Raw genomic sequence first — 24,019 nt, forward strand, 5'->3', positions numbered from 1 at the left:
CCGTACTGGGGACAACGGTCAGGAATCGGTTCCGTCAAGCGCCAGCCTGACGAGGGCGTCGGTGTCGAGATCGTCGAGGTCCAGGGCCTCGTCGGTGGACTCGTCACCATCGCCGCCGTCGGCGTCGGCGAGGTTGAGCAGCAGGTCCAGCAGCCCGGCCTCCCGCAGGCGGGTCAGCGGGATCGCCGCGAGCGCCTGCCGGACGGCCACCTCCGCCGGGTCGCCGTCGTCCGCCTGTGCCCCCTCGGGCAGCAGGCCGTCGAGCAGGTTCTCGGCGAGCACGGCCGGGTTCGGGTAGTCGAAGACGAGGGTCGCGGGCAGCGACAGGCCGGTGGCCCCGGTCAGTCGGTTGCGCAGCTCGACCGCCGTCAGCGAGTCGAACCCGAGTTCCTTGAAGGCGCGCTGCGGCTTGACCCGGTCCGTGCCCGAGTGGCCGAGCACGGCGGAGGCGTGGGTACGGACGAGGTCGACCAGGTGCCGGACCCGCTCGGGCCGGGGCAGGGTGAGCAGGTGCTCCCGCAGGGCGTCGACGGCCCCACCGGGCTGCTGCTCCCCGGCCTGGGCGTGCAGCGCCTCGCGGGCCTCGGCGATGTCGTCGAGCAGCGGCCGGGGGCGGGTCGAGGCGTACGCCGGGGCGAAGACCGCCCAGTCCACGTCCACCACGGTCAGCGCCGCCCGGGGCAGGCCGACGGCGTACCGCATGGCGTGCACGGCGTCGGCCGGTGCCATGGCGGTCAGGCCGCGCCGGGCCAGCAACTGCTGGGCCTCGCCGGTGGCCATGCCGCCGTCGGCCCACGGCCCCCAGGCCACGGACGTCGCCGGCAGGCCCCGTCCGCGACGCTGCTCCGCCAGCGCGTCCAGGAATGCGTTGCCGGCGGCGTACGCGGACTGCCCGCCGCTGCCCCACACCCCGGCGATGGAGGCGAACAGCACGAAGGCGTCCAGCGGCCGGTCGCCGAGCAGCGCGTCCAGGTGCACCGCGCCGGCCACCTTGCCGTCGAGCACACCGGCGAACGCGGCCAGGTCGGTGTCGGCGATCAGGCCGGGCTCACCGGCACCCGCCGCGTGGACCACGGCCGTCAACGGCGCGGGGTCCTCGTCCAGCCGGGCCAGCAGTGCCGCCACCTGGTCGCGGTCGGCCACGTCGCAGGCCACGACCGACGCCCGTACGCCCTGCGCGGTCAGCTCCTCGCGCAGCTCCGCCGCCCCGGGGGCGCGCTCGCCCCGACGGCTGGTCAGCACGACGTGCGCGGCCCCGTTGGCCGCCGCCCACCGGGCGACGTGGGCGCCCAGGGCGCCGGTACCGCCGGTGACCAGCACCGTGCCGGACGGCCGCCACCGCTCCGCCGTGTCGGGGGCGGCGGGTGCCGCACGGACCAGGCGGCGGACGAACACCCCGGAGGGACGTACGGCCAGCTGGTCCTCGTCGTCGGCGCCGGTCACCACCCGCGCCACCCGGTCCCAGGCCGTCGCGTCCACCTGCTCGGGCAGGTCCACCAGGCCGCCCCACAGCTGGGGGTGTTCCAGGCCCGCCACGAGCCCCAGGCCCCACAGCCCGCTCTGGGCGACGCCGTGCACCGCGTCCCCGTCGCCGGTGCTGACCGCGCCCTGGGTCAGGCACCACAGCCGGGTCGTCGTCCCGGTGTCGTGCAGGGCCTGGAGCAGCAGCAGCGTGGCGGCCGTCCCGACCGGTACGGCCGGGTGGGCGGGGTGCGGCTGGTCGCGGAGGCCGAGCAGGGACAGCACGCCGGTGACGGGTCCGTCGGCCAGCGCGTCGGCCAGCCGGCGGGCGAGTTCCGCCCGGTCGGTGCCGACCGGGTCGACGGTCAGCCGGACCACGTCGGCGCCGACCTCGGCGAGGGCCTTGGTGACCGCCTCCGCGCGGGTGCCGTCCGTCAGGTCGTCCTCCGCCGTCACGAGCAGCCACGCGCCCGGGCGCGCCGGATCGGCGGTGATGTCGGTCCGCTTCCACCCGACCCGGTACGACCACGCGTCCACGACCGCCCGCCGCGTACGCGCCCGGTGCCAGGTCGACAGGACCGGCAGGGCCGGGGTGAGGGCGTCCAGGGCGGCGCCGTCGTCGCCGAACTGCGTGGCGAGGGCGCTCAGGTCGCCCTGCTCGACGGCGGCCCAGAAGTCGGCGTCGCCGCTGTCGGCCACCCTCGTACGCGGCCTGCTCGCCGGCTCCGGCCAGTAGCGCTGGTGCTGGAAGGTGTACGTCGGCAGGTCCACCCGCCGCGACCCGCTGTCGGTGAACCACTCCTGCCAGGTCACCGGCACGCCGTGCACGTGCAGTTCCGCCAGCGCGCCGAGCAGCGCCTGGGCCTGCGACCGGTCCCGACGCTGGACGGCGACGGCCAGCACGGCGGCGTCGTCGGGCAGGATGTCCGCCGCCATCGCGGTCAGGACGCTCTGCGGCCCGATCTCCAGGAACGTGTCCACCCCGGCGGCCTTCAGGGCGGTCACCCCGTCGGCGTAGCGGACGGCCTCCCGGACGTGGCGCACCCAGTAGTCGGCCGTGCGGATCTCGTCGGGGTCGGCGAGCGCCCCGGTCACGTTCGACACCACCGGCAGCGCCGGTGCGGCGAACGTCAACCCGTCCAGGACCGTCCGGAACTCGTCGAGCATCGGCTCCATCAGCGGGCTGTGGAACGCGTGGCTGACGGCGAGCCGACGGGTACGTGCGCCCCGGTCCCGCCAAGTGCGCTCGATCTCGTCGAGGGCCTCCACCGCGCCGGACACGACGATCGACGTCGGCCCGTTCACCGCCGCGACACCGACCCGGTCGGCCAGGCCGGCGATCGACTCCGTCACCGCCTCCTCGGAGGCGGCCACGGCCAGCATCCCGCCGCCGGCCGGCAGCGCCTGCATCAACTGGCCCCGCGCGGCGACGAGGGCGCACGCGTCGGCCAGGGACAGCACCCCGGCCACGTACGCCGCCGTCACCTCGCCGATCGAGTGGCCGGCGACCATGTCGGGCACGATGCCGAACGACTCCACCAGCCGGAACAGCGCCACCTCGACGGCGAAGAGCCCGGCCTGGGTGAACACCGTGTGGTCCAGCAGTTCCGCCTCGGCCGTACCCGCCTCGGCGAACAGCACCTCCCGCAGCGCGCGCGGCAGCAACGGGTCGAGATGTCCACACACCTCGTCCAGGGCAGCCGCGAACACCGGGAACGCCTCGGACAGCTCCCGGCCCATGCCGGCGCGCTGCGCGCCCTGGCCCGAGAACACCAGCGCCAGTTGGTCCCGCTGCCCGCCCGGGCCCACGAAGACCCCGCCGGACGGCTCACCGGCCGCCAACGCCGCCAGGCCCGCCAGCAGCTCGTCGCGACCGGTTCCGGCCACGACCGCACGATGTTCGAGCATCGACCGCGACACCACGCTCGACCACGCCACGTCCAGCGGACGTACGCTGCCGTCGGCGGCCAGCCAGCTCGCCCAGCGGCCCGCCTGCGCGGCCAGCGAGGCACCGTCGCGGGCCGACAGCAGCACCGGCACCACCGGCGGTACGTTCCCGGCGACGATCTCACCCTCGACCAGCTCGACCGGCGGCTGCTCGATGATCACGTGCGCGTTCGTCCCGGAGATGCCGAACGACGACACCGCCGCCCGACGCGGCCGATCCACCGCCGGCCACGGCGTCGCCTCCGTCGCCAGGGCCACCGCCCCCGCCGACCAGTCCACGTGCGGCGACGGCTCGTCCACGTGCAACGTCGACGGGACGAGGCCGTGCCGCATCGCCAGCACCATCTTGATCACACCAGCCACACCGGCAGCCGCCTGCGTGTGCCCGATGTTCGACTTGATCGACCCCAACAACAACGGCCGGTCCTGCGGACGCTCCTGCCCGTACGTGGCCAGCAGAGCCTGCGCCTCGATCGGGTCACCCAGCGTCGTGCCCGTGCCGTGCGCCTCGACCGCGTCCACGTCAGCGGCGGTGAGACGCGCGTTCGCCAGGGCCTGGCGGATCACCCGCTGCTGCGACGGCCCGTTCGGCGCCGTCAAACCGTTCGACGCGCCGTCCTGGTTCACCGCCGTGCCCCGCACCACCGCGTAGATCCGCCGACCCTCGCGCTGCGCGTCCGACAACCGCTGCACCAACAGCACACCGACGCCCTCGGACCAGCCCGTGCCGTCCGCCGACGCCGCGAACGACTTGCACCGACCGTCCTGCGACAGACCACGCTGCCGCGAGAACTCGATGAACGTCCCCGGCGTCGCCATCACCGTCACACCACCGGCCAGGGCGAGATCGCACTCACCCGACCGCAGCGCCTGCACCGCCAGGTGCAGCGCCACGAGGCTGGACGAGCACGCCGTGTCGACGCTGACCGCCGGGCCCTCCAGCCCGAACGTGTACGCCACCCGACCCGACAGGACGCTGCCCGAGTTGCCGGTGCCGACGTAACCCTCGACCTCGCCGGCCAGCTCCATCAGCTGCGTCGCGTAGTCGTGGTACATGACGCCGGCGAAGACACCCGTCCGGCTGCCCCGCAGTCGCGACGGGTCCATCCCGGCCGACTCGAACGTCTCCCACGACGCCTCCAGCAGCAACCGCTGCTGCGGGTCCATCGCGAGGGCCTCGCGGGGCGAGATCCCGAAGAACGCGGGGTCGAACGCGCCGGCGTCGTACAGGAAACCGCCGTGCCGGGTGTACGACGTCCCGGCGTGGTCCGGATCGGGGTGGAAGAGCTCGTCGAGGTTCCAGCCCCGGTCGGCGGGGAACTCGCCGACGCCCTCCCCGCCGGTGCTGACCAGCTTCCACAGCTGGTCGGGAGACTGGACGCCGCCGGGGTAGCGGCAGGCCATGCCCACGATCGCGATCGGCTCGTCGGCGTCGCCGGCGGCCGGCTCGTCGGAGACGACGGCGGCGAGCCGTTCGCCGACCAGTTCCGCGTACACGTGGGCGGTCAGGGCCTGCGGGGTCGGATAGTCGAAGACCAGGGTCGAGGCCAGCCGCAGGCCGGTCGCGCCGTTGACCCGGTTGCGCAGCTCGACGGCGGTCAGCGAGTCGAAGCCCAGCTCGCGGAACGCCCGGTCCGCCGGCACCGCCTCGGCGCTGCCGTGCCCCAGCACCTGCGCGACGAGACCCCGCACCAGCTGGTCCACCTGGGTGAGGCCGTTCTCCTCGCTGAGCCTGGCGAGCCGGTCGGCCCAGCCGTCACCGCCCTTGCCCGCCTGGCGGCGGGTGCTCGCCGTGCCGATGAGGACCCGCAGCATTGGCGGCACGACCCCGCCGGAGGCTGCCGAGCGCAGCGCGGGCACGTCGATCACGGCCGGCACCAGGGCCGGCCGGCCGGCGCCCAGGGCCGCGTCGAACAGCTCCAGACCGGTCCGGGCGTTCATGCCCCGGAGGCCGGCGCGCGCCGAGCGGGCCCGCTCGACTCCACCGATCGACGCCGCCATGCCGGCGGTGTCCCACATGCCCCACGCCAGGCTGACCGCAGGCAGGCCCGACCGCCGCCGCCACACCGCCAGCCCGTCCAGGAAAGCGTTGGCCGCCGCGTACGCCGACTGACCCGGCGAACCCAGCACACCCGCCACCGACGAGAACACCACGAACAGGTCCAGATCCGGCGCGAGGGACGCCGTCGCCTCGTGCAGGAACCAACCCGCCGACACCTTCGGCGCCAACACCCCCGCCAGACGCTCGGCCGTCAGCCCCTCCACGACACCGTCGTCCAGGACACCGGCCGTGTGCACCACACCCGCCAGGCGGCCCTCGGCACCGATCTCAGCCACCAGACCGAACACCTGGTCCCGGTCCGTCACGTCACAGGCCACCACCCGTACGTCCGCGCCCAGCGCGGTCAACCGTCCGGTCAGCTCGCCGGCACCATCAGCCTCCGGGCCACGCCGCGACACCAGCACCAGCGACCGCACGCCGTGCACCGACACCAGGTGCTCCGCGACCAGCGCCCCGAGCGCGCCCGTACCGCCGGTCACCAGCACCACGCCGTCACCCACGACCGGCGTCTGCGCCGACGACGGAACCACCGCACGCACCAGACGCGGCACGAAGACCTCGCCGCCACGGACGGCCACCTGGCCGCCGGTCGGGTCTGCGGCGTAGCGGGTCAGGGTGCCCAGCACGCTCGGGTTCACGCCACGGTCCACGTCGGCCAGGACGATGCGGCCCGGATGCTCGGACTGCGCCGAGCGCAGCAGACCCCACACCGCCGCGGCGGCCGGATCCGTCACCTGGTCCTCGTCGCCGACGGACACGGCACGTCGGGTGACCACCACCAGTTTCGAGTCCGCCAGGACGTCGGCGGCCAGCCACGCCTGCACGAGGCCCAGCACGTCCGACGTCATGGCCCGGGCCCGCTGCGCCGTATCGACGCCGTCGGCGTCCGGCCCGGTCGGCGTGAACAGCAGTCGGCGCGGCGGCGCCGTGCCGGTGTCGATCGCGGCCAGCAACTGCCTGATCGTCTCGGCGGAGGGACCGCCGGGAACGCCTGGCAGGGCCGGACCGCCCAGCACCGCCCAGCCCGACACGTCGTCGACCGGCTCGGTCTCCTCCGCCTGCCAGACCACCTCGAACATCGACCGGGACGCCACACCCGCCGTGGCCGTGCCAGCCAGTTCGCGCAGAACGAGGGAGTCCACCGACACCACCGGCGCACCCACCTCGTCGCACGCCACCAGGCGCACCCCGGCACCGCTGCGGGACAACCGGACCCGCAGCACCCTGGCACCCGAGGCGTGCACCTGCACGCCCTCGAACGCGAACGGAACCCGTGGCCCGCCCGGCTCCTCGCCCAGCAGCAGAGCGACCGGGTGCAGGGCCGCGTCCAGCAGCGCCGGGTGCACCCCGAACCGGTCGATGCCCGCCACCGCGTCGTCCGGCAGGACCACCTCGGCGAACACCTCGCCGTCGCCCACCCACGCACGCCGCAGACCCTGGAACACCGGCCCGTACGCCAGGCCACGCGCGACGAGCGCCGGGTACCAGCCCGCCAGGTCGACCTCGGTCGCGCCGGCCGGGGGCCAGGTGCCCGTCCTCGGCTCGTCCGCCGTCGCCGGCTCCAGCACACCCTCGGCGTGCTGGAGCCAGCCCGCCTCGGGGTCGTCGTCGGGGCGCGAGTAGACGGCGACGGGACGCTGCGACGAGTCGGCCGCCGACACCCGGACCTGGATCCGCACGGCGCCCGCGTCGGGGAGCACCAGCGGCGTCAGCACCGCCAGGTCACGCAGCCGGGACGCGCCCGCCTCGTCGCCCGCGCGCACGGCCAGTTCCACCAGCGCCGTGCCGGGGACCAGCGGCACGCCGGAGATCACGTGGTCGGCCAGCCAGGGGTGGGTGGCCAGCGACAGCCGGCCGGTCAGCACCACCTCGTCGTCGCCGGCGAGGTCCACCGCCGCGCCGAGCAGGCCGTGCCCCGCCACACCGAGGCCCGCGCCGCTGACGTCACCGGCCCGCAGCCGCCCCACCGCCGGCCAGAACCGCTGCCGCTGGAACGGGTACGTCGGCAGGTCCACCGGGCGGGTCGCGGTGCCCGGCAGGAGGTCGGTCCAGGTGACCGGCACGCCGTGCACGTGCAGCTCCGCCAGCGCGTTCATCAGCGACACAGGTTCCGGGCGGCCCGGGCGCAGGCTCGCCACGACGGCCGCCGGGAGCGTGTCGCCGTCGTCGGGCAGGCATCCACGCACCATGCCGGCGAGCACCGCGTCGGGGCCCAGCTCGAGGAAGACCCGGACGTTGCGCGTACGCAGGCTGGCGACCCCGTCGGCGAACCGGACGGTCTCGCGGACGTGCCGGACCCAGTAGTCGGGGGTGCCGATCTCGTCGGGGTCGGCGATCTCCCCCGTCAGGTTCGACACGATCGGCAGGGTCGGCCAGCGGAACGTCAGTCTGTCGAGCACCTGCCGGAACTCGCGCAGCATCGGTTCCATCAGCGGGCTGTGGAAGGCGTGGCTGACGTTCAGCCGGCGGGTGCGTACGCCCCGGTCCTGCCAGGTCCGCTCCACCTCGTCGAGGGCCCCGACCTCGCCGGAGACCACCACGGCGGTCGGGGTGTTCACCGCCGCGACGCCGAGCCGGTCGGTGAGCCCGGCCAACGACTCCACGACGGCCTGCTCGTCGGTGCCGACCGCGAGCATCCCGCCGCCCTGCGGCAGGGCCTGCATGAGCCGGCCACGGGCCCCGACCAGCGCGCAGGCGTCGGCGAGGCTGAACAGCCCGGCGACGTGGGCGGCGGCCACCTCGCCGATCGAGTGCCCAGCCACCAGGTCCGCCCGGACGCCGAACGACTCGACCAGCCGGAACAGGGCCACCTCGACGGCGAACAGCCCGGCCTGGGTGAAGACGGTCTGGTCCAGCAGCTCCGCCTCCGGCGTGCCCGCCTCGGCGAACAGCACCTCGCGCAGCGGACGGGGCAGGTGCTGGTCCAAGTGCCCGCACACCTCGTCGAGGGCGGCGGCGAAGACCGGGTGGGCGTCGTACAGCTCGCGCCCCATGCCAGGTCGCTGGGCGCCCTGGCCGGAGAAGAGGATCGCGGTGCGTCCGCCGCGGGCCACCCCGTGGACGACGGCGGCCGAGGGCTGACCCTCAGCCACCGCGTCGAGGGCGGTGAGCAGGTCGTCGCGCTCCCGGGCCAGCAGCACCACGCGGTGCTCGAAGGCGGTGCGGCGGGTGGCGAGCGCGTGGGCGACGTCGGCGACCGTCAGGTCCGGTTCGTCGTCCAGCAGGCCCCGCAGCCGGCGTGCCTGCTCGCGCAGGGCGGCGTCGTCGCGGGCCGAGAGGACGCAGGCGACGAGGTCGACCGGGGACGTCGCGGGCGGCCCGGCGGGCGGCGGGACGAACTCCGGCGCCTGTTCGATGATGGTGTGCGCGTTGGTGCCGCTGATGCCGAACGACGACACCGCGGCCCGGCGCGGCCGGTCGACGGCCGGCCACGACCGGGCGCCGGTGAGCAGGGCCACCGATCCGGTGGTCCAGTCGATGTGCGGCGACGGCTCGTCCGCGTGCAGGGTCGGCGGCAGCACACCGTGCCGCATCGCCAACACCATCTTGATCACCCCGGCGACGCCCGCCGCCGCCTGGGCGTGACCGATGTTCGACTTGATCGAACCGAGCCACAGCGGCCGGTCCTGCGGCCGGTCCTGCCCGTACGTGGCCAGGAGGGCCTGCGCCTCGATCGGGTCTCCCAGCGCGGTGCCCGTGCCGTGCGCCTCGACGGCGTCGACGTCGCCCGGGGTCAGCCGGGCGTTCGCCAGCGCCTGCCGGATGACCCGCTGCTGCGCGGGACCGTTCGGCGCGGTCAGGCCGCTGCTGGCCCCGTCCTGGTTCACCGCGCTGCCCCGCACGACGGCGAGGACGCGGTGGCCGTTGCGCTGCGCGTCGGAGAGGCGCTCCAGCAGGAGCATGCCGACGCCCTCGGCGAAGCCGGTGCCGTCGGCGCCCGCGCCGAAGGCCTTGCACCGACCGTCGGGCGACAGGCCGCGCTGCCGGGAGAACTCGGTCAGCATGCCGGGGGTGGACATGACGCTCACCCCGCCGGCGAGCGCGAGCCGGCACTCGTCCTGTCGCAGCGCCTGGGTGGCCAGGTGCAGCGCGACCAGCGACGACGAGCAGGCGGTGTCGACGGTGACCGCCGGACCTTCGAGGCCGAACAGGTACGAGATGCGTCCCGAGGCGACGCTTCCCGCGCTGCCGTTGCCGACGTAGCCGTCCACCTCGTCGGTGGTTCCGGCGGCCTGGGAGGCGTAGTCGTGGTAGATGAGCCCGACGTAGACGCCGGTGCTGCTGCCCCGCGCCGAGTGCGGGTCGATCCCCGCCCGTTCGAAGGCCTCCCAGGACGTCTCCAGCAGCAACCGCTGCTGCGGGTCCATGGCCAGCGCCTCCCGGGGCGAGATGCCGAAGAAGGCGGCATCGAACTGGGCGGCGTCGTGCAGGAAGCCGCCCTGGCGGGGGACGGACGTGTCGTCCCCGCCGCTGGCCCTCAGGTCGTCCAGGTCCCAACCCCGGTCGGTGGGGAACGGCGAGATGACGTCGGCGCCGGCGGTGACCACCTGCCAGAGCTGCTCGGGGGTCTGCACGTCTCCGGGGAAGCGGCAGGCCATGCCGATGATGGCGATCGGCTCGTCGAGCGCGGCGGTCGTGCCGACCGCGGCCGGCCGGGCGGCGTCCGAGCCACCGCCCAGTTCCCGGTCGAGGAAGTCGGCGAGCACCGCCGGGGCCGGGTGGTCGAACGCCACGGTCGCGGGCAGCCGCAGCCCGGTCGCGGCGGAGAGCCGGTTGCGCAGTTCGACCGAGGTGAGCGAGTCGAAGCCCAGCTCCTTGAAGGCGCGGTGGGGGTCGACGTTCTCCGCGGAGCGGTGCCCGAGCACGGTGGCGACGTTCGTGGCCACCAGATCGAGCAGGTGGTTGCGCCGCTCCGCCGGGCTGAGCATGGCCAGGCGGTCCCGCACGGACGCGGTGTCGGCCGGGCCCCGGCCCACCGCACGGCGGGCCGGAGCGGAGGCGCGGACCAGGTCACGCAGCAGGCTGGGCACGGTGCCGCCGGCCGGCCGCGCCGTCGCCGGCGGCAGGTTCATGAGTACGAGGTGGGCGCTGCCGCGCTGCCGGGCCGCCTCGAAGAGCGCGACGCCCTGCTGGTCGGTCAGCGGGGCACTGGTGGCGCGGATCGCCTTGCGGTGGTCGTTGCCGTGCAGGTGTGCGGTCATCGCGCTGCTGGTGGCCCACAGTCCCCAGGCGAGGCTGGTGGCGGGCAGCCCCTGCTGCCGGCGGTGCTGCGCGAGGGCGTCGAGGAACGCGTTCGCGGCCGCGTAGTTGCCCTGCCCCGGCGAGCCGAGGGTGGCCGCCACCGAGGAGAACAGCACGAACGCCGACAGGTCCAGGTGCGCGGTCGCCTCGTGCAACGCCCACCCGGCGTCCACCTTCGGCGCCAACACCGTACGCAGGGCGGACTCGTCCAACGAACCGATGGTCGCGTCGGCGATCACCCCGGCGGTGTGCACCACCGCCGTCAGCGGGTGCGCCGGGTCCACCAGTTCCAGCAGCCGGTTCACCTGCCGGGGGTCGGTGACGTCGGCGGTGCCGACGGTGATCCGGGCACCGGCCTCGGTGAGCTCCTCGACCAGGTCCTGGTACTGCTCGGGGCCACGGCGCGAGGCCAGCAGCAGGTGCCGCGCCTGACCGGTGGCGACCAGGTGCCGGGCGAACACCCGGGCGAGGGCGCCTCCCGCGCCGGTGAGCAGCACGGTGCCGTCGGGGTCGGCGGGTGCGGGCACCCGCAGGACGACCTTGCCGATGTGACGGGCCTGGCTGATGTGCCGCAGTGCCTGCCGGGCCTGGCGCACGTCCCACGCCCGTACGGGCAGCGGCCGCAGCGCGCCCTGCTGGAACAGGGCGAGGATCTCGGTCAGCATCTCGCCGATCCGCGGGTGTCCGGCCTCGTTCAGGTCGAACGCGCGGTAGGCCACGCCCGGGTGCTCGGCGGCGACCACGTCCGCATCGCGCACGTCGGCCTTGCCCATCTCCACGAACCGGCCACCGCGCGGCAGCAACCGCAACGACGCGTCGACGAACTCACCGGCCAACGCGTCGAGCACCACGTCCACCCCGGCGCCGCCCGTGGCCACGCCGAAGGTCTGCTCGAACTCCGTGGTCCGCGACGACGCGATCCGCTCCTCGGCCACCCCGAGACCGCGCAGCACACCCCACTTGCCGGGGCTGGCGGTGGCGTACACCGTCGCGCCCCAGTGCCGGGCGAGCTGGATGGCGGCCATGCCCACGCCGCCCGCGCCGTTGTGGATGAGCACCGACTCGCCGGCCCGCAGCCCGGCCAGGTCACGCAGCGCGTAGTACGCGGTCAGGAACACCACCGGCACCGACGCGGCCTGCGTGAAGGACCAGCCGTCGGGGATCTTCGCGACGAGGTCCCGGGCGGCGACCACCTCGGGGGCGAAGGCCGGCTCGAACATGCCCAGCACCCGGTCGCCGGGCGCCAGGTCGGTCACGCCGGGGCCGACCTCGACCACGACGCCCGCACCCTCGCTGCCCATCACGGCCGCCGGGTCCGGGTACATGCCCAGGCCGATCAGCACGTCACGGAAGTTCACGCCGGCCGCGCGCACCGCGATGCGCACCTGGCCGGCGTCCAGGGCGACGGGCGTGGCGGGCACCATGCCGATCCCGTCGAGGGTGCCGGGGCTCACCGCCCCGACCTGCCACAGCCCGGCCGGCGCGACGAGTTCCTCGGCGGCCGGGCCGGCGGGCCGGCCCAGGCGCGGGGTGCGCACCTCGTCGCCGCGTACGGCCACCTGGCCGCCGGTGGTCGACGGGTCCTCGGCCACCGCGGCCAGCACCGCGAGGAGCGCCGGGGTGAGCGCGCCCTCGACGTCGGCGAGGACGACCCGTCCCGGGTGCTCCGACTGCGCCGAGCGCAGCAGGCCCCAGACCGTCGCGCCGGTCAGGTCCCGCAGCGCGTCGGCAGGTGCGGCGAGCACCGCGCCGCGGGTCACCACCACCAGCTTCGTGTCGGCCAGGGCCTCGGCGTCCAGCCAGGAACGCAGCACGTCCAGCACCTGGGCGGTGACCGTGCCCACCAGGTCGGGCAGCCCGGCATCCGGCGTGTCCGCTCGGACCGGAAGCACCAGCGCGCGGGGCGCCTCGACCACGCCGCCGGAGATCGCCGTGAGGAGGTCGTCGACGGTCGGGAACACCGGCGTGGACAGGTCCGCCGACACGTCGGTGTCGCCGAGCAGCATCCAGCCGGAGAGGTCGCGCGCCGGCGTGACCCGCTCGGGCTGCCACGTCACCTCGAACAGCGCCCGCTCGGTGGGGTCCTGGCCGGCCGATGCGGTCATCTCCCGCAACGCGAGCGCGTCCACCGACACCACGGGCGCGCCCGACTCGTCGCCGGCCACCAGCCGCACCCGGGAACCCGTCCGGGTCAACCGCACCCGCAGCACCCGGGCCCCGGAGGCGTGCACCTGCACGCCCTCGAACGCGAAGGGCACCCGCGGCCCGCCGGAGCGGTCCGCCAGCAGCAGCCCCACGGGGTGCAGCGCGGCGTCCAGCAACGCCGGGTGCACGGCGAACCGGTCGGTGTCGGCGATCGCCTCGTCCGGCAACACCACCTCGGCGTACGCGTGGTCGCCGGCGGCCCACAGCCGGCGTAGCCCCTGGAACGACGGGCCGTAGGTGAGGCCCCGCTCCGCCAGCGCCGGGTACCAGCCGGCGAGATCCACCTCGGGCACCCCGACGGGCGGCCAGGCGCCCACCTCCGGCTCGTCGGCGGCCTGCTCCAGCACACCGTCGGCGTGCCGCGTCCACTCGGCCTCCGGGTCGCCGTCGGGCTGCGAGTGGACCGCCACCGACCGGACGCCGGAGCTGTCGGCCGCGCCGACGCGTACCTGCACGCGGACGGCACCGGACGCGGGCAGCACCAGCGGCGCCGCCACCGTCAACTCGCGTACCCGCGACGCACCCACCTCGTCGCCGGCGCGCACCACCAACTCCACCAGCGCGGTGCCCGGCGCCAGCACCGCACCGCCGACCACGTGGTCGGCCAGCCACGGGTGCGTCGACACCGACAGCCGGCCGGTCAGCACCACCTCGTCGTCACCGGCGAGACGCACCGCCGCGCCGAGCAGCGGATGTCCCGCCGCGCCCAGGCCCGCGCCCGACACGTCGCCGCCAACGGAGCGGTCCACCGCCGGCCAGAACCGCTCCCGCTGGAAGGCGTACGTCGGCAGGTCGACGCCGGTGGCGCCGGAGCCGGCGAACACCGCCGCCCAGTCGACGGGCACCCCGGCGACGTGCAGGTCGCCGAGGCCGGTCAGCAGCTGGTGCGGCCCGTTCTCGTCGCGGCGCAGCGAACCGACCACGACGCCCGCGTCGACGGCGCCGGTGGCCTTCTCCAGCGCGTCCTGGACCACCACCTTCAGCACGGGGTGCGGGCTGACCTCGACGAAGACCCGGAAGCCCTGGTCGATCAGCCGGTCCAGCACGGGCGCGAGCCGGACGGGTTCCCGCAGGTTGCGGTACCAGTAGCCCGCGTCGAGCTCAGCGGTGTCGATGGGCTCGCCGGTGACCGTCGAGTGGAAGGCCACCCCGGTCGAGCGGGAGTCGACCGTGCCGAGAGCGGCCACCAGGTCGTCGCGGACGGCGTCGACGTGGCCGCAGTGTGAGGCGTAGTCGACGGCGATCGCGCGGGCCCGGATGTCCCGCTCGGCGCAGTGCGCGAGCAGTTCGGCGACCGACGCCGCGTCACCGGAGACCACGGTCGCGGCGGCGCCGTTGAGGGCGGCCACGGAGAGGGTGCCCCGCCACTGCGCGATGAGTTGCTCGGTGTCGGCGGCCGGCAGCGGGACGGAGACCATGCCGCCCCGGCCCGAGATGGCCAGCAGGCCACGGCTGCGCGCCACGACGAGCCGCACCGCGTCGGCGAGGGTCAGCGCGCCGGCCGCGCAGGCCGCGGCGATCTCACCCTGCGAGTGCCCGACGACGGCGGCCGGCACGACGCCGCACGAGCGCCAGAGCTGGGCGAGGGACACCATGACGGAGAAGAGCACCGGCTGGACCACGTCGACCCGGTCCAGGGGCGGCGCGCCGGGCGCCTGCCGGAGCACGTCGGTGAGGGACCAGTCCACCAGCCGGGACAGCTCCTCGGCGCACTCCCCCATGCGCTGCCGGAAGACCGGCGAGGTCTCCAGCAGGTCCAGCGCCATCCCCGTCCACTGGGAGCCCTGGCCGGGGAAGACGAAGACGACCTTCGACGCGGCGTCCGCGCCGGCCGGCGGGCCGTCGCCGGCGGCGAGGGCGGCCAGCCGGGCGGCCGCGTCGTCCCGGTCGGCGGCCACGACGACCGCGCGGTACGGGTGGTGCGCCCGCTGGGCGGCCAGGGAGAACCCGAGGTCGCGCAGGTCCAGGTCGGCGTCGCCGGCCAGCCGCTCGCCGATCCGGGCGGCCTGCGCCCCGAGCGCGCGGGGGCTGCGGCCGGAGATCAGCAGGGGTACGGCGGCGGGGCCGACCAGGCCGGGGAGATCCCCCGCCGGCGGGGCCGTCGCCGGGGCCGGCTCGTCGGGCGCCTGCTCGATGATGGTGTGCGCGTTGGTGCCGCTGATGCCGAACGACGACACGGCGGCGCGGCGCGGGCGCTGCACCGCCGGCCACGGACGGGCCTCGGTGAGCAGGGCGACCGCCCCGGCGCTCCAGTCGACGTGGGGCGACGGCTCGTCCACGTGCAGGGTCGGCGGCAGCACGCCGTGCCGCATCGCCAGCACCATCTTGATCACGCCGGCCACCCCGGCCGCCGCCTGGGAGTGGCCGATGTTCGACTTGATCGAGCCGAGCCAGAGCGGCTCGGCGTCGGCGCGGTCCTGCCCGTAGGTGGCCAGCACCGCCTGCGCCTCGATCGGGTCGCCGAGGACGGTGCCCGTGCCGTGCGCCTCGACGGCGTCCACGTCGGCCGGGTTCAGCCGCGCGTTCTCCAGGGCCTGCCGGATCACCCGCTGCTGCGACGGGCCGTTCGGGGCCGTCAGCCCGTTGGACGCGCCGTCCTGGTTCACCGCGGAGCCGCGCAGCACGGCGAGCACCCGGTGCCCGTTGCGCCGGGCGTCGGACAGGCGCTCCACGAGCAGCATGCCCACGCCCTCGGACCAGCCGGTGCCGTCGGCGCCGGCGGCGAACGCCTTGCACCGCCCGTCCGGGGCGAGGCCGCCCTGCCGGGAGAACTCGGAGAACATGCCGGGCTGCGCCATCAGCGCCACCCCACCGGCCAGGGCCATGTCGCACTCGCCGCCGCGCAGCGCCTGGGCGGCGAGGTGCAACGCCACCAGCGACGAGGAGCAGGCGGTGTCGATGGTGACCGCCGGGCCTTCGAGGCCGAACATGTAGGCGACCCGCCCGGAGGCGACGCTGCCCGCCGTCCCGGTGAGCAGGTGCCCCTCGAGGCCGTCCAGGTCGTCGCGTCCGCTGGTGGCGTAGCCGGAGGAGGCGGCGCCGATGAAGACACCGGTGGCGGTGCCGCCGAGCGCGGTGGGGTCGATGCGGGCGTACTCGAAGCTCTCCCAGGCGGTCTCCAGCAGCAGCCGCTGCTGCGGGTCCATGGCGAGGGCCTCGCGGGGGCTGATGTTGAAGAAGCCGGCGTCGAAGTCGGCCGCGTCGTAGAGGAAGCCGCCCTGGTCGGTGACGGTGCCGCCCGACTGGTCGCCGTCGGTGCCGTACAGCCGGTCGAGGTCCCAGCCGCGGTCGGCGGGGAAGCCGCCGATCGCGTCGGACCCGGAGGTGACGAGCTGCCACAGCTGCTCGGGGGTGGCGACGCCGCCGGGGTAGCGGCAGGCCATGCCGATGATGGCGATCGGTTCGTCGGCGTCGGCGGTGACGACGGTACGGACGGCGGTGCCGGCGCCGGTGGCCCGGCCGAGCTGCGCGAACAGGTGCTCGGCGAGCCGGGCCGGGGTGGGGTGGTCGAAGGCCAGCGTGGCGGTCAGCCGCAGCCCGGTGGCGGCGCCCAGCCGGTTGCGCAGCTCCACCGAGGTCAGCGAGTCGAAGCCCAGGTCCTTGAAGGCGCGGGCGGCGGGGACCGCCTGCGCCGAGGCGTGCCCCAGCACCGTGGCGGCCTGGCCGCAGACGAGGTCGACCAGCGCCTGGCGGGCGTCCGCCTCGGACAGGCCGTCGAGCCGCTCCCGCCACGACGCCCCAGTGCCCGGCCGGTCGGTGGCGGTGCGGCGTCGGCCGCCGCCGCGCAGCAGGTGCCGCATCAGCGGCGGTACGTGGCTCGCCTCGCCGGTGACGTGGAGTCGGGCCGCGACGACGACCGGTTGGACCGCCGGCAGGGCGGCGTCGAAGAGTTCGGCGCCCTCGGCCGGGGAGAGGCGGCTCATCCCGACCCGCCGCAGCCGCTGCTGGTCGTCGCCGTCGAGGTGCGCGGTCATCGTGCTGTCGGTGGCCCACATGCCCCAGGCGAGGCTGGTGGCGGGCAGCCCCTGCTGCCGGCGGTGCTGCGCCAGGGCGTCGAGGAACGCGTTCGCGGCCGCGTAGTTGCCCTGCCCCGGCGAGCCGAGGGTGGCCGCCACCGAGGAGAACAGCACGAACGCCGACAGGTCCAGGTGCGCGGTCGCCTCGTGCAACGCCCACCCGGCGTCCACCTTCGGCGCCAACACCGTACGCAGGGCGGACTCGTCCAACGAACCGATGGTCGCGTCGGCGATCACCCCGGCGGTGTGCACCACCGCCGTCAGCGGGTGCGCCGGGTCGATCCCGGCGATCAGCTCGCCGACCTGCGCGGGGTCGCTGACGTCGACGGCGACGGCGGTGACGTCGGCGCCCGCGTCGGTCAGCTCCCGGACCAGGGTGGCGTAGTCGTCATCGCGGCCGGGCGCGCGGCGGGAGGCCAGCAGCAGGCGGCGGGCCTGGCCGGTGGCGACGAGGTGCCGCGCGAGTACGCCGGCCAGGGTCCCGGCCGCGCCGGTGACCAGCACGGTGCCGTCGGGGTCCACGGGCGCGGGGACACGCAGCACGACCTTGCCGACGTGGCGGGCCTGGCTGACGTGCCGCAGTGCCTGCCGGGCCTGACGCACGTCCCACGCCCGTACGGGCAGCGGCCGCAGCGCGCCCCGCGCGAACAGGGCGAGGATCTCGCTGAGCATCTCGCCGATGCGGGTGCTGCCCGCCTCGTTCAGGTCGAACGCGCGGTAGGCCACGCCCGGGTGCTCGGCGGCGACCGCCTCCGCATCGCGCACGTCGGCCTTGCCCATCTCCACGAACCGGCCACCGCGCGGCAGCAACCGCAACGACGCGTCGACGAACTCACCGGCCAACGCGTCGAGCACCACGTCCACCCCGGCACCACCCGTGGCCACGCCGAACGCCTGCTCGAACTCCGTGGTCCGCGACGACGCGATCCGCTCCTCGGCCACCCCGAGACCGCGCAGCACACCCCACTTGCCGGGGCTCGCCGTCGCGTGGACGGTGGCGCCGAGGTGGTGGGCGAGCTGGATGGCGGCCATGCCCACGCCGCCCGCGCCGTTGTGGATGAGCACCGACTCGCCGGCCCGCAACCCGGCCAGGTCCCGCAGCGCGTAGTACGCGGTCAGGAAGACCAGGGGAACGGAGGCCGCCTGGGTGAAGGTCCAGCCGGCGGGCATCCTGGCGATGCGCTCCCGGTGGGCGACCGCCTGCGGGCTGAACCCGAGTTCGAACATGCCCATCACCCGGTCGCCGGGCGCCAGGTCGGTCACGCCGGGGCCCACCTCGACCACGACGCCCGCACCCTCGCTGCCCATCACGGCCGCCGGATCCGGGTACATGCCCAGGCCGATCAGCACGTCACGGAAGTTCACGCCGGCCGCGCGCACCGCGATGCGCACCTGGCCCGCGCCCAGCTCCACGGGCGTGGCCCGAACCGGCCCGATCCCGTCCAGGGTGCCGGGAGTGACGGGGGCGAGGTGCCACGGCCCGGGCGGCGGCGTCAGCTCGTCGCCCACGGGCCGCGCCAGCCTCGGCACGAGGGTCCGCTCGCCCCGCACCGCGAGCTGTCCGCCGGAGGCCGACGGGTCGACCGCCGCCCCGGCCAGCCCGGCGAGGATCGCGGGGGTCAGCTCGCCGTCGACGTCGGCGAGGACGATCCGCCCCGGGTGCTCCGACTGCGCCGAGCGCAGTAGGCCCCAGACCGCGGCGGCCGCCAGGTCGGTGACCTGGTCGTCGTCCGCGGCGGCCACCGCGCCGCGGGTCACCACCACGAGCTTCGTGTCCGCCAGCGCCTCGGCGGCGAGCCAGGAGCGCAGCACGTCCAGGACGGAGCCGGTGACCGCCCGTACGGCCTGCGGCACGGCGACGCCCGGATCACCGGCGGGCACCGTCAGCAGCACCCGCCGGGCCGTGGCCCCGCCCTCCGCCAGCGCCGCCACGTCGGCGAAGACCGGCAGCTGCGGCAGCGCGTCCGTGGCCGGTCGGCCCAGCACCGCCCACCCCGCGAGGTCGTCGACGCCGTCGATCTGCTCCGCCTGCCAGGTCACCTCGTACAGCGACCGGGCGGCGGCGCCGCGGCTCGACGTCGGGGTCATCTCCCGCAGCACCAGGGAGTCCACCGACACCACCGGCACGCCCGAGCCGTCGCAGGCCACCAGCCGCACCCCGGATCCGTCCCGGGTCAGCCGTACCCGCAGCGTCCTGGCGCCCGAGGCGTGCACCTGCACGCCCTCGAACGCGAACGGCACGCGGGGCCCGCCCGCCGGCTCCGACGCCAGCAGCAGGGCCACCGGGTGCAGCGCGGCGTCCAGCAGCGCCGGGTGCACCCCGAACGCGCTCGCGTCCCCGGCGGCGCCGTCCGGCAGCGCCACCTCGGCGTACGCCTCGTCGCCGGCCGTCCAGGCGCGCCGCACGCCCTGGAACACCGGCCCGTACGACAGGCCGTGCTCCGCCAGCGCCGGGTACCACCCGCTCAGGTCCACCTCGGCGGCGCCCGGCGGCGGCCACGCGCCGACGCCCGGCTCGTCGAGCGACACCGGTTCGAGCAGGCCCTCGGCGTGCCGCGTCCACTCGGTGTCGTCGTCGTCCTCCTGCTGGGAGTAGACCGACACCGAGCGGACCGCGGCGTCGTCGGCCGCGCCGACGCGCACCTGGACGCGGACCGCGCCGGACTCGGGCAGCACCAGCGGCGCCGCCACGGTCAACTCCCGCACCCGCGACGCGCCCACCTCGTCGCCGGCGCGCACCGCCAGCTCCACCAGCGCGGTGCCCGGCACCACCACGGCGTCGCCGACGACGTGGTCCGCCAGCCACGGGTGCGTCGACACCGACAGCCGGCCGGTCAGCACCACCTCGTCGTCACCGGCGAGACGCACCGCCGCGCCGAGCAGCGGGTGCCCCGCCACGCCGAGGCCGGCGCCCGACACGTCGCCGACCCGCCACGGCAGCACCTCGGGCCAGAACCGCTCCCGCTGGAAGGCGTACGTGGGCAGGTCCACCCGGGCGGCGCCGGTGTCGGCGAACCACTCCTGCCAGGCGACCGGCACGCCGTGCACGTGCAGCTCGGCCAGCGCCGCCAGCAGCGCCTGCGCCTCCGGCCGGTCCCGGCGCTGGGCGGCGACGGCCAGCACGTCGTCGTCGGGCAGGACGTCCGCCACCATCGCGGTCAGTACGCTCTGCGGGCCGATCTCCAGGAACGTGTCGACCCCGGCGTCGCGCAGGGCGGCGACCCCGTCGGCGTGGCGTACGGCCTCGCGGACGTGCCGCACCCAGTACTCCGGGGTGCGGATCTCGTCGGCGTCGGCGAGCGCCCCGGTCAGGTTCGACACGATCGGCAGCGCGGGGGCGGCGAAGTCCAGCCGCTCGACGATGCCGCGGAAGCGCTCCAGCACCGGCTCCATCAGCGGGCTGTGGAACGCGTGGCTCACCGTCAGCCGGCGGGTACGCACACCCCGCTCGCGCCAGACCCGCTCGACCTCGTCGAGGGCGTCGACGGCGCCGGAGACCACGACCGACGTCGGGCCGTTCACCGCCGCGACGCCGACCCGGTCGGTCAGCCCGGCGATCGACTCCGCCACCGCCGCCTCGTCGGCGGCCACGGCGAGCATCCCGCCGCCGTCGGGCAGCGACTGCATCAGCCGGCCCCGCGCGGCCACGAGCAGGCAGGCGTCCTGGAGGGACAGCACCCCGGCCACGTGCGCGGCGGCGATCTCGCCGATCGAGTGCCCGCCCACGAAGTCCGGCGCGACGCCGAGCGACTCGACCAGCCGGAACAGCGCCACCTCGACGGCGAAGAGCCCGGCCTGGGTGAACACGGTCTGGTCCAGCAGCGCCGCCTCGGCGGAGCCCTCGGGCGCGAACAGCACCTCCTTGAGCGGGCGCGGCAGCACCCGGTCCAGGTGCCCGCACGCCTCGTCGAGGGCGGCGGCGAAGACGGGGAACTCGCCGTACAGCTCCCGGCCCATGCCGGCGCGCTGCGCGCCCTGACCGGAGAAGAGCACCGCCAGCGGACCCCGGTCCCCGGCCTGGCCCGTGACGACCGTGCCCGACGACTCCCCCGCCGCCAGGGCCGCCAGGCCCGCCAGCAGGCCCGCCCGGTCGTCGGCGAGCACCACCGCGCGCCGGTCGAGCGCCGAGCGGGACACCACCGACGACCACGCCACGTCGAGCGGGCGCGGCTCCTCGTCGTCGGCGAGCCAGCGGGCCCACCGGTCGGCCTGGGCGGAGAGCGCGGCCGGCTGCGCGGCGGAGAGCAGCACCGGCGCGACGGCGCGACGGCGCGACGGGGCGGCCTCGTCGTCGGCCGGGTCGGGGGCCGGCGCCTGCTCCAGGATCAGGTGGGCGTTCGTGCCGCTCATGCCGAAGGACGACACGCCGGCCCTGCGGACGTGGTCGCCGCCCGCCCAGGGGCGCGCCTCGTCGAGCAGGGACACGGCCCCCGTCGACCAGTCGACGTGCGGGGACGGCCGGTCCACGTGCAGGGTGGGCGGCAGCACGCCGTGCCGCATCGCCATCACCATCTTGATGACGCCGCCGGCGCCGGCCGCAGCCTGCGGGTGACCGATGTTCGACTTCAGCGATCCCAGCCACAGCGGCCGGTCGGCGGGCCGTCCCTGGCCGTACGTGGCGAGCAGCGCCTGCGCCTCGATCGGGTCGCCGAGCCGGGTGCCCGTGCCGTGGGCCTCGACGGCGTCCACGTCGGCCGGGCTGAGCCGGGCGTTCTCCAGCGCCTGGCGGATGACCCGCTGCTGGGAGGGGCCGTTGGGGGCGGTCAGGCCGCTGCTCGCGCCGTCCTGGTTGACGGCGCTGCCCCGGATGACGGCCAGGACGGGGTGGCCGTTGCGGCGGGCGTCGGAGAGCTTCTCGACGAGCAGCATCGCGACGCCCTCGGACCAGCCGGTCCCGTCGGCGTCGGCGGAGAACGCCTTGCACCGCCCGTCGGAGGCGAGCCCCCGCTGGCGGGAGAACTCGACGAAGGCGCCGGGGGTGGCCAGCACGGTGACGCCGCCGGCGACGGCGAGGGAGCACTCGCCGTCGCGCAGGGCCTGACCGGCCAGGTGCAGGGCGACCAGCGAGGAGGAGCAGGCGGTGTCGATCGTGACGGCCGGCCCCTCCAGCCCGAAGGAGTACGCCAGCCGGCCGGACATGACGCTCGCGGCCGTGCCGGTGAGGACGTAGCCCTCCGTGCCCTCGGGCAGCTGCCGCAGCACGGACGTGTAGTCCTGCCCGGCGGTGCCGACGAACACCCCGGTACGGCTGCCCCGCACCGACGTGGCGTCGATGCCGGCCCGCTCGAAGACCTCCCAGGTCACCTCGAGCAGGAGCCGCTGCTGCGGGTCCATGGCCAGCGCCTCGCGCGGCGAGATGCCGAACAGGGTCGGGTCGAACAGGCCGGCGTCGCGCAGGAAGCCGCCCCGGTTGCTGTAGGTGGTGCCGGAGTGGTCCGGGTCGGGGTCGTAGAGTCCGTCGAGGTCCCAGCCCCGGTCGTCGGGAAACGTGCCGGTGGCGTCCACGCCGCCCGCGACGAGGTCCCAGAGGTCCTCCGGCGAGGCGACCCCGCCGGGGAACCGGCAGGCCATGCCGACGATCGCGATCGGCTCGGCGTCCTCGTTCTCCAGCTCGGTCAGGCGCCGACGCGCCAGGCGGAGCTCGGAGGTCACCCACTTCAGGTGTTCGAGGAGCTTGTCTTCGTCCGCCATGACCCACCCGCCCAGAGCTTGCTATCGATCGGAATCTGCCGATTCGTTGACCACACCACCACCGACGGACCGGTCTCGTGCACAGGTGGGTGGAGACACGGCCGCTCGGCCACGAACCCGACACCTGTTCCTGATTCCGGTTGTCGTGCCTGCTCAGGCGCCCGCCACGCCGGGCCGTCCCGCCGACACATGCCCGCCACCGTGACTGGACGGTACTGAGCGCCCATCACGCGCCCAACCCCTAGAGAACCCCTGATCGACTGGCCCGTGAGGGCCGTCGCGGCGGGTCCCGGACGAAGCGGTGACCAGCATCGCGACGGCCGTTCAGGCGGGCTGTCCGGTGACCGCCGGCAGGATGCGGCGCAGCCGTCCCGGCGGGGTCGAGCGGCGGCGCCACTCCCGCGGGTAGCCGACCGAGACCTCTTCGAACCGGACCCCGTCGTACCAGGTGGTGCGCGGGATGTGCAGGTGGCCGTAGACGGCGACGCGGGCGTCGAAACGGACGTGCCAGTCCGCCGTGGCCTCGGTGCCGCACCACTGGGCGAACTCCGGGTACCGCAGGATCCGGGTGGGTTCGCGCACGAGCGGGAAGTGGTTGACCAGGACGGTGGGCAGCCCGTCGCGTTCCGCGGTCAGCCGGCGCTCGGTCAGGGCCAGCCGCGCCCGGCACCAGGCGTCCCGCGTCGGGTACGGGTCGGGATGCAGCAGGATCTCGTCGGTGCACACCACGCCGACCTCGTGGGCCCGCGCGAGGGCCTGCTCCTTCGTGTACGTCCCGGCCGGCCGGAAGCTGTAGTCGTAGAGCAGGAACAGCGGCGCGATGAGGACCGGGTCGTCGCCCTGCGGATCCCAGACGGGGTACGGGTCCTCCGGCGTGACCACCCCGAGACCCCGGCAGAGCTGCACCAGGTGCTGGTAGCGCGCGTCCCCGCGCAGCTGCACCGGGTCCTCGCGGGGCGTCCACAGCTCGTGGTTGCCGGGGGCCCAGATCACCTTGGCGAACCGGCGGCTGAGCAGTCCCAGCGCCCACTCGACGTCGGCGACGAACTCGCCGACGTCCCCGGCGACGATGAGCCAGTCGCCGTCCCGCTCCGGCCGCAGCCGCTCGACGATGGCCTTGTTCTCCGCGTGGACCACGTGCAGGTCACTGATGGCGAGCAACTGAGGCAGGCCGGATCCGGCCATGCGGACCTCCCGTCCATCCGGGGCACCGCACGCACCCACATCCGCACCGCTCGCTGCCGGTGGGCATGGCGAGACGGCCTGACGGGCTCCGACCCTACGGAGCCGGGTCCACGCAGGCACACCCCTAGACGGGCCGCGCGGACCCCTAGGCGGCCGTGACCTGGCCGACGCCGGTCAGGTCACGGCTTTCCGTGCCGTCGGAGGCTCCTCG

Annotated in this window: 2 protein-coding genes; both read right to left on the bottom strand. The window is 75.5% G+C overall.

Annotated elements, in window-relative coordinates; genetic code table 11:
- Positions 1–18 precede the first annotated feature (18 nt).
- A complete protein-coding gene (locus GA0070610_RS16040; protein WP_089000788.1) occupies positions 19–22,623 on the bottom strand; it encodes a type I polyketide synthase in 22,605 nt (7,534 codons plus the stop codon).
- A gap of 324 nt (positions 22,624–22,947) precedes the next feature.
- Positions 22,948–23,808, bottom strand: coding sequence for a metallophosphoesterase family protein (locus GA0070610_RS16045; RefSeq protein WP_089000789.1), 861 nt, complete (start codon positions 23,806–23,808; stop codon positions 22,948–22,950).
- Positions 23,809–24,019 lie beyond the last annotated feature (211 nt).

The organism is Micromonospora echinofusca (assembly GCF_900091445.1).
GTDB lineage: Bacteria > Actinomycetota > Actinomycetes > Mycobacteriales > Micromonosporaceae > Micromonospora > Micromonospora echinofusca.

What these genes read in the sequence shown, in the direction of transcription:
- GA0070610_RS16040 (WP_089000788.1), bottom strand. Translation starts at nt 22,623, where the DNA reads ATGGCGGACGAAGACAAGCTCCTCGAACACCTGAAGTGGGTGACCTCC.
- GA0070610_RS16045 (WP_089000789.1), bottom strand. Translation starts at nt 23,808, where the DNA reads ATGGCCGGATCCGGCCTGCCTCAGTTGCTCGCCATCAGTGACCTGCAC.